General features: G+C 59.8%; 13 protein-coding genes and 1 pseudogene. 7 read left to right on the top strand and 7 right to left on the bottom strand.

Annotated features, from left to right (window positions below):
* Positions 1–230: 230 nt before the first annotated feature.
* The 3 genes from XI09_RS20595 to XI09_RS20585 form a co-directional block, all read right to left on the bottom strand.
* Positions 231–1,253, bottom strand: a complete 1,023-nt coding sequence (locus XI09_RS20595) for a cytochrome-c peroxidase (protein WP_271568466.1) — start codon at positions 1,251–1,253, stop codon at positions 231–233.
* 877 nt (positions 1,254–2,130) lie between these two features.
* A complete protein-coding gene (locus XI09_RS20590; protein ID WP_271568460.1) occupies positions 2,131–2,484 on the bottom strand; it encodes a hypothetical protein in 354 nt (117 codons plus the stop codon).
* A 63-nt stretch (positions 2,485–2,547) separates the two neighbouring features.
* Entirely contained in the window at positions 2,548–4,230 is a 1,683-nt protein-coding gene (locus XI09_RS20585; RefSeq protein WP_271568459.1) for a methyl-accepting chemotaxis protein, read from the bottom strand.
* A 189-nt stretch (positions 4,231–4,419) separates the two neighbouring features.
* Between XI09_RS20585 and XI09_RS20580 the strand changes: the two genes are divergently transcribed.
* Together XI09_RS20580 and XI09_RS20575 are read left to right on the top strand one after the other, a co-directional pair.
* Positions 4,420–4,653 (top strand): hypothetical protein, encoded by a 234-nt coding sequence (locus XI09_RS20580; RefSeq protein ID WP_271568458.1) that lies wholly within the window; start codon positions 4,420–4,422, stop codon positions 4,651–4,653.
* Between the two features lie 446 nt (positions 4,654–5,099).
* On the top strand, positions 5,100–5,345 hold the full coding sequence (locus XI09_RS20575) for a hypothetical protein (RefSeq protein ID WP_271568457.1): 246 nt from the start codon (positions 5,100–5,102) through the stop codon (positions 5,343–5,345).
* A 14-nt stretch (positions 5,346–5,359) separates the two neighbouring features.
* On the opposite strand, the gene XI09_RS20570 is transcribed toward XI09_RS20575, so the two are convergent.
* Complete coding sequence (locus tag XI09_RS20570; protein ID WP_271568456.1) at positions 5,360–5,518, bottom strand: hypothetical protein; 159 nt, start codon at positions 5,516–5,518, stop codon at positions 5,360–5,362.
* 952 nt (positions 5,519–6,470) lie between these two features.
* Positions 6,471–6,674: a cold-shock protein gene (locus XI09_RS20565; protein ID WP_271568455.1), complete on the bottom strand. Its 204-nt coding sequence runs from the start codon at positions 6,672–6,674 to the stop codon at positions 6,471–6,473.
* Positions 6,675–6,850: 176 nt separating this feature from the next.
* On the opposite strand from XI09_RS20565, the gene XI09_RS20560 reads away from it, so the two are divergent.
* Positions 6,851–7,033 (top strand): hypothetical protein, encoded by a 183-nt coding sequence (locus tag XI09_RS20560; protein ID WP_271568454.1) that lies wholly within the window; start codon positions 6,851–6,853, stop codon positions 7,031–7,033.
* A gap of 315 nt (positions 7,034–7,348) precedes the next feature.
* On the opposite strand, the gene XI09_RS20555 is transcribed toward XI09_RS20560, so the two are convergent.
* Positions 7,349–7,486 carry a hypothetical protein gene (locus tag XI09_RS20555; protein ID WP_271568453.1) on the bottom strand — a complete coding sequence of 46 codons (138 nt, stop codon included), beginning with the start codon at positions 7,484–7,486 and terminating at the stop codon, positions 7,349–7,351.
* Positions 7,487–7,963: 477 nt separating this feature from the next.
* Between XI09_RS20555 and XI09_RS20550 the strand changes: the two genes are divergently transcribed.
* The 4 genes and pseudogenes from XI09_RS20550 to XI09_RS20535 all read left to right on the top strand — a co-directional run bounded on the left by XI09_RS20550 (position 7,964) and on the right by XI09_RS20535 (position 13,820).
* Complete coding sequence (locus XI09_RS20550) at positions 7,964–8,236, top strand: response regulator (RefSeq protein WP_271568452.1); 273 nt, start codon at positions 7,964–7,966, stop codon at positions 8,234–8,236.
* 467 nt (positions 8,237–8,703) lie between these two features.
* A pseudogene (locus tag XI09_RS20545) lies at positions 8,704–8,860 on the top strand (IS3 family transposase); the annotation flags it as partial.
* Between the two features lie 1,582 nt (positions 8,861–10,442).
* On the top strand, positions 10,443–12,842 hold the full coding sequence (locus XI09_RS20540; RefSeq protein WP_271568451.1) for an EAL domain-containing protein: 2,400 nt from the start codon (positions 10,443–10,445) through the stop codon (positions 12,840–12,842).
* Between the two features lie 786 nt (positions 12,843–13,628).
* The gene (locus tag XI09_RS20535; protein ID WP_271568450.1) at positions 13,629–13,820 is read left to right on the top strand and encodes a hypothetical protein; all 192 of its coding nucleotides are present in this window, start codon (positions 13,629–13,631) and stop codon (positions 13,818–13,820) included.
* A gap of 569 nt (positions 13,821–14,389) precedes the next feature.
* Here the strand turns inward: XI09_RS20535 and XI09_RS20530 are convergent.
* The gene (locus XI09_RS20530) at positions 14,390–16,498 is read right to left on the bottom strand and encodes a HAMP domain-containing methyl-accepting chemotaxis protein (protein ID WP_271568449.1); all 2,109 of its coding nucleotides are present in this window, start codon (positions 16,496–16,498) and stop codon (positions 14,390–14,392) included.
* Positions 16,499–16,715: the final 217 nt, after the last annotated feature.

Here is a 16,715-nt window from a genome sequence, read left to right as displayed (position 1 = left end):
TGCTTCGCGATAGAGATGATTCTAGTTAGAAGACTAAAGTGACATTCGATCGGAAATTCAAGAGAAGTGATCGCCCTGATTTTTCCGTTGGAGAGTGTTGCTCCGACTGCTGGAGATAGGCATGGCCGCAGTCATTGCTAGATTTGGCGCCGTTATGATTCTCGGTTTCGGAATACTAGGCGCGGCCCTGCCGCATCTTCCCTGAGAGGTCAGCACCGCCTGCCTGGCAGTTATCGCGGTAGCCTCGGAAACGCGGCAAGTGGCGATGAGGCAGTGAGGCTTTGGAGGAAGGCGATAAGGTCCTTCTTCTCGCCTGGCGTCAGAGACAGAGGTTTTATCGAGGGGGAGCGGCTTGGACGGTCAATCCCACCCTTATCGTAGAGTTCGATAACGTCTTCCAAGGTCGCAACCGATCCATCGTGCATATAGGGCGCGCGGCGAGCGACATCGCGTAACGTCGGCGTCTTGAATGCATACCGGAGCTTTTCGGACCTTGGGAAGAGCCGTCCGCGCCCGACGTCTTCGTTCTTGGCCGTGCCGATGTCGTGAAACGATCCATCCGTCAAGGACGGCCCCTTGTGGCAGCTTGAACATCCCGCCTTGCCGTTGAACACGTCAAACCCGCGTTTTGCCGCGGGGCTGATGGCGGTCTCGTCGCCTACGATCCAGCGGTCGAACGGCGACTCGCCGGCGACGATGGTGCGTTGAAACGTTGCCAACGCCGCTTCGATCCTGAGCCGGTTGATAGCATCATCCCCGAACGCGCGAGCGAATGCCTCGCCGTAGGCGGGGATAGCCGAGAGGCGCGCAATCAAGTCCGCTTCGGTGAGATTCATGTTCACTGGATTTGTGATCGGACCGAAGACAACCGATTCGATATCCCTGAATTTCCCGTCCCACCCCAACGGTTCGATGAATGCCACATCGATCAGGCTGGGCGCACGAAGCGGCAAGCCTTTCGGATCCTCGCCGATGGCGTGCGCGAGGCCGTCTCCCCATGAAAGTGACGGGTTGTGGCATGTCGCGCAGGAGCGCGTTTTCGACCCCGAGAGCAGCGGGTCGAAAAACAGCATTTCTCCCAGAGCAGCTTTCGCCTCGGAATAGGGGTTGCTGCCCGGAAATGGAATGGTTGCCGGCCGACGATAGCTGGCGCGGACGGCCGCGAGCTCATCCGGCTCTGCCGTGGTCAAAGCAAAAGACAGGCCCACCGGCAATAACGCCGCCAGCCAAGCCAAGCCGATCCAAAGCCTCAACGGACCCATCGGATGAGATGCTCGCTTAAGACTCAAAAAATGCTAATGCGCCGGCGCATGCGATCGGCGCTCCGACCGAACCGGCGGCAAGATTGGCAAGCGGGCCAGGAGCCGTTACGCGAGACAAGCGACGGCTCCGGCATTCTCTTGTAAGCGTCCTTACTTAATGAACGCTAATTCAGAGTCGCCTAATTGCCTTGATGTCTCTGCACCAAACAGACGCCTGACGCGCCGCCCGCGGGCGTTCAACCGAGATCGACGCAAGGAGATTGAGACCGAACTAGGCCCGGTCCACACAACCCTTGGCGATATTCAGAACCGACCCTGAAATTCGAGGACAATTGCAGCCGGGGCGTCTCTGCGTCTCTGAAGCGAGAGACGCCATACCGTAAGACGAGCCCCCAAAATCTTTGCTCCGGTACCCGAAGTGCAACAGGCCGCTCAAAGCCGTTTGCAGATCAGTCTCCTCACCGAACATGAGATTACAAAAAATGGTTGCGCTCCTGAATGAAATGGCCAGCAAAAGGGAAATCGATGCCGGACGGAACGAAGAGCTTCAGGAGGCTGCTCAGATATCGCGCTAGCGAGTTCTTGAAGCGCTGCAGCGGATCGCGATGTTCTACGCCATTGAGGATCGCATACGCGGTTTGCCGGCGACGCAACGAGCTGCGGTGCGGCAATCCGACACAGACCGCTGATCGAGGACTTCAAGCCCTGGCTCGAGGCGCTATATTGACAGAATGAGAAGGGAGCGGAGAAAAGACCGCCTTTCCTGTCCTGAGACCAGGCGGTTCGAGATAGGCCGGCGGGTGGAGGCGGGATTGCTGATCATTATCGGGAAAGCCAAGCGCAACCGGCGGCCCTTTCCCGACTGTCGCTAGGGCAGGCAAATGTGTCGACGCGTGTCCAGAAGCATTTGGTCGATGCTCGATAACTGCCCCAATCGCAGCGACAACAACTTGCTCATCGCATCGATCTTGTGCCGGAATGTTTCGCGCGCGCCATGATCGCCGAGCTTTTCTATCACGCCCTCAAGCATGCTCAGGCTTCTTTGCATGGCGTCGATGCTTTGGCGCAAGATCTCGCACGAGCGTTCCGCCTGCGCAATTTGTTGCCTGACCTCTCCGAAAGATAACTGTTCTCCGAACGACAACGGAACGATGTTGCAATCGCTCCGATTGCCCGATGCCTCAATTGCGTCGCTTGATTTGAATTGGACCACCAAACCCATCGTCTGCTCCATTCACTACCTAGTGCTCCAGGGAGAAAGCCTCAAGGCTCAATGATTCCCGCATCAGGCCGCCTGCACGGCCGACAGAAAGTTGCCGACTTCCATCTTTAGCCGGGCGCTTTCGTCAGACAGCGATTGGGCCGAAGATAACACCTGCGCGGATGCAGAGCCGGTTTCACTGGTGCCGTGCTTGACATCCGCGATGTCGGACGAGACCTGGGTAGTCAGTTGAGCCGCTTCCTGAATGTTGCGAGCGATTTCCTGAATGGCTGCCTTCTGCTCCCCAGCTGCAGCGGCGATCGTAGCGGAGATTTTCGACAGGGTACCGATCGTTGCATTGACATCCCTGACGGCGGAGATCGCAGTGTCGGTTGCCGATCGCATGCCCAAGATCTGAGCGCTGATTTCGTCGGTTGCTCTGGCAGTCTGCGCTGCCAGCGCCTTGACCTCTGCGGCGACGACCGCAAATCCACGTCCCGATTCGCCAGCGCGCGCCGCCTCGATCGTTGCATTGAGCGCGAGCAAATTGGTCTGGTCGGCAATCGCCGTGATCAGCTTCACGATTTCGCCGATCCGACCGCCCATCAATGAGAGTTCAGCAATGCTCGCGTCGGTTTTCTCGGCCCGAGCGACCGCGCTTCGCGCAATCCGGCTGGACTCGTCGACCTGGCGAGCTATCTCGGTGACGGAATTGGTAAACTGCTCGCTCGCAGCAGCAACCGACTGGATATTTTCGGCGACGACGCGCGACGCCGTATCAGCCGATCCGGCGCGGTGCTGGGTAATGTGAGCGCCCTTGTTGAGCGTTCCGGCGGCTGCTTCCAACTCGGTGGAAGCAGAAGATAGAGAGTTGACGAGTTCGGCTATCATCGCTTCGAACTGACCGGTAATACCGGTCACCCGCTGGGCACGCCGAGCTTTGTCGTCTGCTGCCAAGATCGCGGCCTCATCTGCGGCTCTCTTGGCAATCAACGCATCCTTGAACACTTGCAGCGTGTCCGCCATCCGGCCAATTTCGTTCCTCTCGCCCCGATGCGGCACGAAGACAGTCAGTTCACCGGCAGCGAGAGCACGCATCGGCTTTATGATTGACGCGATGCGCCGAGAAATATCGCGTACCAGAAACAGCCCGGCAACACCGCCGAGCATGAGGCCGAGAGTAACAGTTGCGGCGATCATCCTGAATGCCAGCACATAAGTCTCGGTCGCACGTCCGCCGGCGGCCTCTGCGCCCCTATTGTTTAGATCGATCGCCTTCAACAATGTTTCTCCGGATCTCGTTCGGAGGGGCTGTATCTGGTGCAGGAGCAACTGAGTGGCTTCGACAACTTCCTTTCTATTCGATGCCGCCAAGACGTCGGGAACTTGCGCGACATAGGCACTCCAGCTTTGTTGAAAGTCGGCAAACAATGCCCGCTCTTCAGGGGACCTGACCAGCGGTTCGTACTCCGCGCTGGCCTTTTCGATCTCTTGTGTGAGCGTACCCAATATCTTTTCGGCGGCGGCTTTTCTCGCAGGCTCCGTTTCCAAAACGTGGTCCCGCACCACACTTCCGTATCTGATGGTGTGCCCCCGCAGGTGACCAAGCAGGCGCACCTTGGGAAGCCAGTTACGTTGAATGTCCATTGTGCTGTCGTCAATCATCCGCATCTGGAAAATTGCGAACAGGCCCGTTCCTGCCAGCGCCAGCAACAAGAAGGCGACGAGGGCAATCATCTTGGAGCGAATTGGCAGAGTTGAAATCATCGGACGCTCTCCAGCTTGGCCGGCCGCTCGATCAATGATTCGAGCATTTCGTGAAATAAGGCCAATGCTGCGGGGTACGCGTAAACTTTGAGTAAATCCCTGATTGCATGACAGTGTTGCAACAATCACCAATGGCTTTTCTTTGAGCACGAAGCCCGAATTTAGAGCAGCGAGCTGAAAGAGCTAGCTATGCGGTTTGTCCCGCGGGCCATGGAGCAACTTGCGGCCATGTCGATGGGGGCCCAAAGTGAGGCCGCTAAACTGGGAGCGATCAAAGAGATCCTCGACAGGGCGGTTGGAAAAGCGCCGCAGGCAATGGTGCATTCGGGCGCCATCGGGAGCTATGACCTGACGAAAGCAACAGACGACGAGCTTGAAACGCTTGCTGCGATTTTGGGACGGCTGGAAGCTAGCACTGTCTAGCATTAGAGCGAGTAGTCAGTACTCATCCGGGCTGGCGCTGGGGTTGACCAAGTCAGTATCGGAACAAGTAATCCCCCAGCGCGCTTCTGTAGCGACGCGAACGTGTCGGCGGGACTGTAGCCCGTACCGGAGCAGTCCTGACAAGGCGACATCCTGAAGATTACTTCCGATAACAGCTCTTCTCGGAAGTTATCGACGGCCGCACCAGACGGCCCATTATCAGCCGAATGAGTAGCGGATTTCTACTCCGCGGGTTGCAGGTTCGAGTCCTGCTGGGATCGCCAATGGTTTCAATTGCTTCTGCGGAAGGGCGCGCCTGAGTCGGGGCAGACCAATGGCTGATTGGCGACTATCCACTTTCGTCGAAGGCCTCACAGCAGCCCGTGCGCAGGGTCCCGCACCAGCGTCTGCGGCACCGCCAAAAACCAGCCGCCGCAAGAGACCGCATGAAACACGCCGTCGAACGTCCCTTCGCCAACCCGGAATCCGCGGCCCGAAAGCTCGTCGAGCTCGCCGCCAGTCTTCAGCCGGTCCAAGACCGACGCCATATCGAGAAAATCAATGCGCCTTTCCTCTACACGCTAAAAGGAAGCGGTTCAGAGTTCGGCGCAGGAATTAAATTTGCGGTCGAGCGCGGCTGGCTCGAGTTGCACGAGAGCGGGACGTATGTGCGGCTGCTAACCGCCGGCTGAGGATTCCTGGCGCGTTAGCGCGAAGGGCTTTCCGGTACCTTCGCTTGGCGCTTTTCCAGCTGCTCGTCGACGTAGAGAAGGATCATTCGCCGGGTGTCCTGGTCAGTTATTTTCTGGAATGCCTTGATCAGGCGCAGCATCTCCAGATCATCTTCGATTATTCTGTTCGACATTGCAAAAGCCTCGATGGAAAAGCAGCAGTCTCAAATCGGGAAAAGTATGCAATATCTCGCGTGCTACGGGAACATGGAAACTCAGCAGAAAGTTAATCCGTGCCGGCCCGCCGCCGAGCTGGCGGAGGCGGCTCCGGCCATCCGCCTCAGAGCCAACCTGAAGCCGGGGCCGTCTCTCCGCCATCGCGCAGGAGCCCGGCAACTGAGGCGGCCTTACTCTCTGCGGCGATCACCTTCGGCACTCTGCCATTCGCCCGCGCCCTCTCAGCAACATCCCCAAATGTTGCCGCCCTTCGGCGGAGCGCGACGAATATAACCCGAAATATCCAGTTCGTTTCACCCCTCGGGTGGAGGTTGGATACGCCCTTGCCAGCTCTAGGCAACCCAGCAGCGGCCTTCGCGTTGCTCCGCGGGGGCCGTTTTATTTGCGAGGCACCATGGACGAGAGCCTGCGATCGGCGCCACCGCGGCAGTCGCCGCAGGGGCGTTCTTTGCTATTCGATACTTCGTCGGCTGTACGGATAAAGGCGGCTCCCACTGGCGTCCGCTAAAGCCTAAGCCTCACTGTTGCGCTCCGGCTTGTGCTCCCGCTTCGGTGAGGCCGATGCTCAATGGAAAACCCGTTACTACGTCACCCTTAGCCATTTAACAGGTCAACGTAGCGAGCATGTAGGGTGATGGGCCCCTTCGACCCGTCCAAAAGCACCCTAACCTGATTTGCTGTCGTGCCCGGCCCCAGAACAAAACCCTTCTTGCCACCGAGGCGAGGCCCTGCCGTGGCGGCAACGACAATTCGGCGGCCGCCCACCAGTTCTTCTTTGACGACCCCAGGATCATCCCACTTCGATAGGTCGCGATTTGTGCTGCGCGGCATGGCCATCCTTCATACCGTGGCGTTCTCGGACTTGGCCGATGAAAACACTGTAAACCCGCTGGATCGAATGCTGGTGCATCACCCGATTCGTAAATTCTCCGCCGACTCTTTGCCGCGATTTGTAACAACGTCGAAGCTAACCTTAGCTCCCTCTACGAGCGAGGTGTAACCAGCCTTCTCAACTGCCGAGATATGAACAAAGACGTCCTTGCCGCCCAAATCCGGTTGAATGAACCCGTATCCCTTCGTCGAGTTGAACCACTTTACTGTCCCCATAGCCACTTAACTTCTCCCTTTGAGACCATGCTGAGCGTCCCGGCACCCTCCGGGACAGTTGGAGGCGACTTGGCGGTAATGGGATCGCCACGCATCCCGAGCCTAGGAAGATTCGGCAATCCGCTCTGTTCGCTTTTGAACATTGGCTATAAAGTTCCATTGTCGGGAACGGAGTAGCTGCAATGAAAGACATGCAGGCTCAGTTGGAAAAGCTCCGCACAGATGCCGCCGAGTGCGCCCTCATCCGTGACCTGGCGACCGACCCGACGAAACGAGAGCTTTTTACGAGGCTGGCTGATCACCTGACGGTTCTCGCCTCAGAAGTTGAACGAGCAATCGCGGACAGCATTAAGCGGACCTCATGAAGGCGGGCTGGGGGCGGCCTTTCGAGGAGCCGATCAGAGTTGGCGAACGCGTTCTCATGACGCTGCTCCATGCTGGCGAGTCATCTCACGACATTACCGAAGATGGAGCACGATGCGCCGGAGTGGCAGGCTGCGATGGAAGCCTTGCTCCCGGTGGTCGAGCGCGGCGGCCCGACGACGTTCCCCCCGTATCGAGGTCATGCTGGCGCTGAACAGACATTACGTCCCGGAGCTCAATCCGAAGGGCTAGGAACCGCATTGGGAACGACGCAAGCTGAAGCGGGATCAATGAAGAAGCCGCCAATTGAGGCAGCCTCAATTCAACCGCCGCCGCAGCCTCTTGATGATCTCCCGGAGGTCGGCGGCGTACTCCTCGATAACCCGACGCGCCTCTTCCAGGCGGGAGGGCCTAGGATGATCCTTCACCTCGCTCTGATCATCGGGCTTCGTCATGACCTTCCAGGGTCGGAACGGCAGGCGCCGACCACCGCGCTCAAAAACAGGCCAGTACCCTACAATGGGAAAAGCCGCAGCGTGGTTCCAGCCCTACTGCGGCCATATCCCGGGCAACTTGAAATTGGCTGATACTTAAATCTCGCCGGTGTTCCTTCAGTAGAACACCCCGTTCCGAAAATGGAGTCCGGACAACTACCGGAGTTCGACGTCTCGCTGCGAGCCGTTTTTCACTACAAAGGAGTTGGGCAAAGGGACGGGCCTAGGCCTGAGTCAAGTTTACGGCTTCGTCCGACAAACCGGTGGACAACATCAAGATCTATAGCGAGCCCGCGCATGGCACGACGGTCAAACTCTATCTGCCTCGATCCCACGTCGCCCCAGAGCAGGAGGATCGAATTCCGACTGCAACTTTTCTACAAGGCAATGAAGCGATCCTCGTTGTAGAATGATGATCTGCGCGCGTATTCGTCCGGTGTGCTTCGTGACCTAGGTTATCAAGTTTATGAGGCGGCGGATGCGGCTTCAGCAATTGGATTTCTCGAATCGTCTCAGAGCATCGATCTTCTCTTTACCGACGTTGTATTGCCGGATGGCCTTCACGGAAGAAATGTCGCTGATCATGCCAGACGCCTGCATCCGTTGATCAAAGTGCTATTCACAACAGGTTACACACGCAATGCGATAGTTCATAACGGTGGGCTAGATGCCGGAGTCCACTTGCTGAGCAAGCCATTTACCTTTCGCTGACTGGCCGAGAAAGTAAGAAAAATTCTCGACGAAGCGTGACCCTGACTTCTCATACGTAGTCATGTGCAGCCTTCTTATCTCTTCGTTGCAACGCCTAGCGGCCAAATATGTTGTCGTCGTATGATCGTCTAGTTCTTAATCTCCTTGAGATCGGTCCGTTGCACCTCATCCATAAATACTAGCAGTCAGCGCTCGATTTTGGTCCCTCGTCCTTTGCAGCTCCGGATCGTCAGTGTTCCGACCCCCGTGCACCATTGAGAGCCCCAGCCCGGTGCCTTTGCGAGCCCCCTTGGTCGAGGAGCGAGCCCCCTTGGTCGAGGAGAATGGCTCGATCGCTCGCGCGGCGACGGCTTCGTCCATTCCGGTGTTGAAGGAGCATGAGGATTGGCAACGACGGCTGACGTGGCTCGCAAGTGTGGGATCTCCGAGGCGACGATCAAAATTGGAACGCGCCGCGCTGCGGGCGGAATCTGCAGACCATCATGAGGCTGTCGGAACGGCGGGCCTGTTCGATCGTCGGCGCGGATCGGAAGATAATCCGCTACGGCTCCAGCCGCCTCCAGTTCTGCGCGGCGGTTGCGCGATCTCGCCAACGAGCGGCGGCGTTTCGGCTACCGCCGGCTGCGCTGGCAAAGGAAAGAGGGGCACCTCATCGACTTCGGCATCTATCGTCGCTGGACGAGGAGATATTGTCGGTTTGCAACGTCAGGACAATGCCGCCATTGTCGACCGTTGCCAGCTCTTTGGCCGTCGTTGTGGTCGTCACGCCGCTACTCACCGTCGAGGTGACGAGAGAATTCAGGAATTCTTGCACGGCGAGGCTCGGGCCAACGAATTGGTCGAAGCTCTGCGCTGTCCCCTCCTCGCCCAGAACCTGCGAGACAACGCATGGCAGGACCCGGTCTTCGAGGCCTAATCCATGAACGCGGCGGCATCAGGATTGCCGTCCTCGGTCTGGCCTTCCTCGGCGTCCCGCGCTGGCCGTTCCCAACTGGAGCTTCGGCATTCGCGAGGAAGACCCACAAGCCACCGTCACCAGGCAAGGCGATGGGGCGTTGAGCTTGCGACGATACCGTCAGGTCCGAGCGCTTCGAGCACGCTCGCGTTGACAATACCTTTCGTGCTCTCGCCGTCGGCCAGCGTCACGATCCGGAATTCAGCGCGGCTTGCCAGCCCCACGAAATCCGGGAGAAGACGCAGGGAAGATCCACCCGCCTGGCAACATCGAAATAGGCGATCTCGCATTCGAACGCCGCGAGCCGCTTCGCGACGGCCGGCACCGAGGCGGCCCATTCCGACAACGCCTGCGGTCTTGCACCATACCGGCGCGGAGCTGGCGGGCCAGACGCATGCCCCTTCCCTGATCCAGCGAACCAGTTTGGATCGCTCCTGATAGGCCATACTCGGGCTGATTGGCCTAGGCGAGCGCGTGGTCGTCATCGTCCGCGATGATCACCGGTGCAACCGGACCAAAGATCTCGCGGCTGAACGCGAGCATGTCGGGATTACGCGAGACAAAACTGTCGGTCTGTTAGACGCCGATCACCCCGAGCGGAACACGCTGGGCGAGACTCGTAGGGGTTGATCGGCCGAGTCAAGAATGTGTCCGCCGTCGTTGACCAGACCCAGAACGCCGGCGGGGAGCCCGCGGTCTCGAACAGACGGGCCAGATTTGCATGGCCACTGGACGTCGTATCGTCCATCGTAAAATTGCCGACAGCTGTGCCGCTGTTCCCCGCGGCCGGATCAGTTACGCTGCGGCCTGGTCGAGTTTGGCGATCGGGACGTCGATTTCGAATTCCGCTTTTACCCGTCAGCCCCCGGTTTTGCGTATGACCCACTTACCCGCCTCCTCCCTGCTTCCTCAAGCACCACTGCCGTGCGCCTCATCAGGCAGCACGGGCGTCGGCCGATATAGCGGCCCATGTCGCCAGCCATGCATTACCCCTGATGTAGGTCACCGCAGCCAACTCGAAACAATGATGAGCCGTCCCCTCTGCAAACCGGCGCTGCTGCTTGCGCGTCAAGATTGATTGTCCAGGCAAAGCCCATCCCCCGTTGAAAGAAGTTTGACGAATGTCGTTCGACGGACAACGAATGGTTGATTCTGGAAGCCTCTGTTCACCATCCGGCAAGCCGGTCCTCCTTCGTTACCTAAAATCCACCACTTCCCCGCTCTGGTGATGGCAGGCCTTGGGGGATGCTGATGTATCAAGTGCTCTACTGTCTGACCGATGAACACGATTGGCGACTGGTCGCGCTTGGGGGCGCGGTCTGCCTGCTCGCAAGTACGGCTGCGATCAGCCTGTTTCACCGGGCGCGCGCGACGCAAGGATCGGGCCGCCTGGTCTGGCTGGCGCTCGATGCAGTCGTTGCCGGCTGCGGCATCTGGGCGACGCATTTCATCGCGATGCTGGCCTACGGACCGGGCGCCAGCGGCGCCTATAATGTTCCGGTGACGCTGTTGTCGCTGATCTTCGCCATCGCCATCACCTTTGTCGGCTTGAGCGTTGCGGTCTCGACCATGCGACCGGGCCTCGTCGCTCTTGGCGGGGCGATCGTCGGCGGCGGTGTGGCGGCGATGCACTATACCGGCATGATGGCGCTCGAGATCCCTGCGCGCGTCAGCTGGGCGACGGGCACGGTGGCCGCATCGATCCTGCTCGGGGTGGTTTTCGGCGCATTCGCGCTCCATGTCGCTGAACGGCGAGACAACTTGTCCGGCACGCTCGGTGCTGCGGTGCTGCTGACGGTCGCCATCGTCTCGCATCATTTCACGGCGATGGGGGCGGTGCAGCTGACGCCGGATCCGACGCTGGCGATCAGCGGCCTGTCGATCCCGCCGACGTCGCTGTCGGTTCTGACCGCGAGTGCTGCGGCTGCGATCATCGTGATCGCATTGGTCGCCGCGCTGCTCGATCGGCGGGCCAAGGGGGAATTGGGCCGCCAGCAAAGGGTGCTGGACACGGCCCTCGAGAACATGTCGCAGGGGCTCTGCATGTTCGACGCCGACGGCAAGATCATGCTGTTCAACGAGCGCTACGCATCGTTGCTCCGCCGCACCGACATCGCGCTGACCGGCCGCCTGCTGGTCGACGTGCTCAGGGAAGAGCAGGCCAGGGGCCTGTGGCAGGGCGATGCCGATCAATTCTTCGCCCGCCTCGTCGCCGACGCGCGTGAGGGCCGCACCACGACTGAAATCGTCAATCGCTCCGGCCGCTCCATCCGGGTCGTGAACCAGCCGATGCAGGGTGGCGGCTGGGTCGCGACCTTCGAGGACATCACCGAGTGGCTGGAGGCGCAGGCGAGGATCTCTCATATGGCCCGCCATGACGCGCTGACCGGCCTGCCCAACCGCGTGCTGTTCCACGAGCAGCTCGAGCACGGGCTGCGCCGGGCCAATTCAGGCGACCAGCTCGCGGTGCTCTGCCTCGATCTTGACCACTTCAAGGACATCAACGACTCGCTCGGCCATCCCATCGGTGATGCGTTGCTCAAGGAGGTCGGGCGCAGGTTGGAGGCGACCGTCGGCGAGAGCGACACCGTGGCCCGGCTTGGCGGCGACGAGTTCGCCCTGGTCCTGATCGGGCGCTCCGAGGAAACCGCTGCAAGGTCCCTGGCCGGCCGTCTCGTCGAGGCGATCTCGGCGCCTTACGAGATCGACCACCATCAGATCGTGATCGGCGTCTCGATCGGCATCTCGCTGTCGCCGCAGGACGGCAGCAATCCGGACGAGCTGTTGAAGAATGCCGACCTTGCGCTGTACCGCGCCAAGGCGGACGGTCGCGGCGCCTATCGCTTCTTCGAGACCGGCATGGATGCGCGCGCGCAGGCGCGGCGGCTGCTCGAAATGGACCTGCGCGCGGCGCTGCAACGGAACGAATTCGAGGTGCACTACCAGCCGATCCGCGACGTCGCCAACGACCGCGTCGTCGCCTTCGAGGCGCTGCTGCGCTGGACACATCCGCAGCGCGGCCTGATCGCGCCGATCAACTTCATTCCATTGGCGGAGGAGACCGGTCTCATCATCCAGCTCGGCGAGTTCGTGCTGCGCAGCGCCTGCGCCGACGCGGCGACCTGGCCCGACGATATTGACGTCGCCGTCAATTTGTCGCCGGTGCAGTTCAAGAGTCCGAACCTGATCGCATCCGTGACCGCGGCGCTGGAGGAGGCGGGACTGGAAGCCCGTCGTCTCGAGCTGGAGATCACCGAATCCGTGCTGCTGCAAAACGGTGAGGCGACGCTGACCACGTTGCATGAGCTGCGCGCCATGGGCGTGCGTATCTCGCTCGACGATTTCGGCACCGGCTATTCGTCGCTGAGCTATTTGCGCAGCTTCCCCTTCGACAAGATCAAGATCGACCGCTCTTTCGTCTCCGAGCTGGCAACCCGCGCCGATTCCATGGCGATCATCCGCGCCGTGACCGGCCTCGGCCGCAGCCTCGGCATCGTCACGACCGCGGAAGGGGTCGAGAACGACGCGCAGCTCGAGTTGCTCCGGCGCGAGGGCTGCACCCAGGCACAGGGCTATCTGTTCAGCAAGCCGCGTCCTGCCTGCGACGTGGCACTGATGCTGGAAGGGCCGCGGCTCCGAGCGTTGGCTTAACGAAATTATCCGCGGCGCAGCGCGAAATGCGCGCCGCAGAATGCCATCGCGGCACCGAGGCACAGCGCGGTAAGTCCGGCGGGCACGCCTGAGACGGTCGGGATCGTCGCTGCACGTCGCGTTGTCTGAGGTGCACTGGTCTCTCCCGAGATCCATCGCCGCGTGAGGGTAGCGCTCGACCTTCCGGTCCTTACTGTCTTCGGTCAGACCGAGCTCAGCCCGATTGTCGCGCAGACGAGCGTCGACATCCGGAGACTGAGTTCGTCCGGACCGCGGGAAAGCGCTCTGGTAAAGATACCCTGCTTAGAACGGTTCGACGGCGCACATCACGCCCTCGCGCCCCCTTGCGCGCAGTCGGCATTGACGACTGGGCCTGGCGCAAGGGATGCCGGGCACCGTCATCTGCGATCTCGAGCGCCGCCGTATCGTTTGGCCTGCAAACCTACAGACGGTGTGACCAATGTGCAACGGGCGCTTAGCTTCACCACAGCTATGTCGGCAACCGAACAATCCGGCTCACGAGTACGCGGTAGAATCCGCGCGGCCAATTACTGAGGGCCTGCGGATGAACTTTTCAAGCTCGAAAGATCGACGTTATTGTCTCTTTGGGAAAGTGTGCGGCGGCAAGTGTTGGCTGATCGAGCGAATGGCGGCCGCTCCCGCATTGTTGGTGACAATCTTCGTAACTATGCTGAGCTGCTCCGTTCGGAAATAGATCGGCGTGAGCTCAAGTACACCTCGATCAATTCAACTGAATGAAGAGGATGCTGCCGGGGGCACTCCAAAATGGGAGACATCCGTGAGCAGTTGGACAGACTCCGCAACGATGCCGCCGACTGCAAATCGATCAGCGATCTAGCCACTGATCTGCGAAAACGAGAATTGTTCGCGAGGCTTGCCGATCATCTGAGCGCGTTGGCTTCAGAGGTCGAACGCGCCACTGCTGTGACAGTCTCTGGCACCCCACCAGAGCTATAAAGGTGCGCTGCATTGGTGAAGGGAGATATCGCGACCGCGGGACCTACCGTCGCATTAGCTAATCGATCGCTCGCGTCGCCGCTATTGCTGTAACGGGTCAGAGCGGTCTTGCGGCCGATTCCGCGCGACGGGACACGATGTGGCTGCGTGGTTACCGACACCTGCTCGAAGTATTGAAGGACGAACGTACGCGCTGCAGTACAATCCGTCCGGCGTCAGGTGTAAGGGAGCATCTCCTGCAGCAAGCGATCAGCGGCGGATAGCTGATCAAGCCGAAGCACGAGCAGCTCGTTGAGCCGCGCCACCCGAGATTGAAGTTCCTCACGTATCGACCTGTCATCCACTTCTTCAAGCAGGCCATTGAGAGCTCTAAGGCATTCGATAACAACATCGACGTTCCGTCGCAGCAATTCGCAGTCCGTTCTGGTCTTGACAATCAGGTATCGCTCTCGGCTGAATGGCAGCGGGATGATGTTGGAAGCCGCCGGCTCGGAGGCCCCATCACCGATCCTCGCTGGGACACTTCCAGCGTGACTCGCTGATGTTGAGGTACTTGTCATGGAAGCACCTCAAGCTGTGCGCACAGTGATCAGGAACTTCTCGACCTCTGTCTTTAGCCGCGCGCTGTCGTTCGACAGCGTTTGCGCCGAGGCAAGCACCTGACTAGAGGCAGAGCCGGTTTCCGTGGCCCCTTGCTGCACCTCCGTGATGTTGGAGGCGACCTCGTGGGTACCTTGCGCGGCCTGTTGGACGTTGCGCGATATCTCCTGCGTAGCCATTCCCTGTTCTTCCACCGCGGCCGCAATGGCGGAAGAGATTTCTGAGATCCGACCGATCGTGCCGCTGATTTCCTTGATCGCGACGACGGAATCCTGGGTGGCGGCCTGTATATCGGCGATCTGGTGGCTGATCTCCCCAGTCGCCTTGGCAGTCTGTTCGGCGAGCGCCTTGACTTCGGAGGCAACGACAGCGAAGCCGCGTCCGGCCTCGCCGGCCCGCGCCGCTTCGATCGTTGCGTTCAGCGCCAAAAGGTTGGTCTGCCCCGCGATCGTATTGATCAGTTCGACCACGTCGCCGATACGAGTTGCCGCCTGTGACAGCTTGTTGACGCGATCGTTGGTTTTCTGTGCCTGGTCCACCGCTGCGCCAGCAATCCTGGCCGCGTCCTGCACCTGGCGGCTGATTTCGGTGACCGATGAGCTCATTTCTTCGGTGGCGGAAGCAACCGATTGAACGTTGGTCGAGGCTTCCTCGGAAGCCGCAACGACCATGCCGGAGCGCTGCTGGGTGCTCTCGGCTGTCCTGCTCAGGGTCTTGGCCGCCGCTTCGAGCTCGGTCGAGGATGACGACAGCGTCTCGATGATCTCTCCGACGGCATCCTCAAACCGGCCGGCGAGTTGATGCATGTCCGCCTTGCGCTGGGCGGCCGCACGAGCCTCCGATTGCGCCTGTTCAGCGCGCAGCCGGTCGGTTTCAATCAGATTGTCCTTGAAGACCTGAACCGCTTCCGCCATCTCGCCGACCTCGTCAGTGCGGCCCATAGCGGGAATCGCAGTGGACGTATCGCCTCCCGCGAGCCTGCCCATGGTGACGGTCATCCCCTGGATCGGGCGAGCGATGGCGCGAGAAGTGAGCAGCGCAATCGCGGCGCCGAGGCCCAATCCTGCCGCGAGCAAGCCCCACAGGACCAGCTTCAGGAACGATATGCTCGTCTGCACCTGATGGCTTTCCTCGGCAAGCATGCTGTTCTGGTTCGTCTTGATGCCTCCAGAGCGGGTGCCGTCGGCGCCCTTCGGCCCGTCGAGCAGATCGAGAATCTTCACCGCGCGCGGCGCCGCTTCCGTTATGAGAATATGCACGGGTGCATTCCAGTCCGCTGACTCCCGGAACGCGAACATCTTCTCGTAAAGGGGAACAAATTCGCCCCGCGCCTTCGTGATCTTCTCGAAAGAGAGCAGCTGAGACGGCGTAAGCAGGTCCTTCTTCGCACTCACCGCGGTATAGCCTTTTTCAAAGAGCTCCCACGGCTTGAAGAATTTTTCCTTGTCGTTCTTTTCGCCCGACAGGAGGTACATGCGAAGTTGAGCGGTGGCAGCGGCAAAATTGCCGCGCGTGTCTGCCATTGCTTTCAGCAATCTCTTTCGCTCCGCCGTCGCCTCCTGGCTCTCCTCCTCGTTGATCATCTTGGTGATCTCGGAAAACATTGTTTCGGTGCGCGGACCGGCTTCGGTCACCAGTAGCTTTGTCGCTGGATATGCATCGGAAGTGAACGCGACGGCTTCGGCTTTGTCTTGGGCAGCTCGGAACTCTGCGAGCAGCGCCTTGGCCTCGGCCCATTTTCGGCTGTTCTCCGGGTTGGTAAAATGTACCGCCTTCTCATCGAAGCCGGCAACTGTGGCATCCATTTCCTTCCACATCGCGGCCCGATCGAGCTTGCCTTGCGGATTTCCGGTCAAGAGATAGCCACGCAATGTCGCCAGTGTGGAATAGAGATTGCCGACCAGCTCTGTGCTCGCGAGCGCGACGGGTGTCCGCAGGTTCACCATGCGGTCGACGGTCGTGGAAATCCCGCCGACCGCAAACACCGTGTATCCGACTGAAAGCGCGATGATCGCGCATACGGCAAGAAATCCCGAAATCAGCCGGCCACGAATCCGAAGTTTGAATTTGAAGGGCATGGCAACACTCCGCGGGTCATCGGACCCTTAAAAAAGATCGGCAAGAATGGATTTGGATGTGACGCGCTTAGTCGCCGCAACGACGACGGCTTTTAGGTCAGATGCGCCAAAAAGATCCGTGGTGGATTCACTCGATTAAACAGTAACTCACGTTCCCGCCCCCTACGTAAGCGTGTAGACGATGGTGAAGACAATTGCCTACGGGTCAGTTAAGAAG

The sequence above is a fragment of the Bradyrhizobium sp. CCBAU 11386 genome (genome assembly GCF_028128955.1).
Taxonomy (GTDB): Bacteria; Pseudomonadota; Alphaproteobacteria; order Rhizobiales; family Xanthobacteraceae; genus Bradyrhizobium.
Note: the sequence above shows the minus strand (reverse complement) of the source record. Positions and strands in the feature narration are given on the sequence as shown.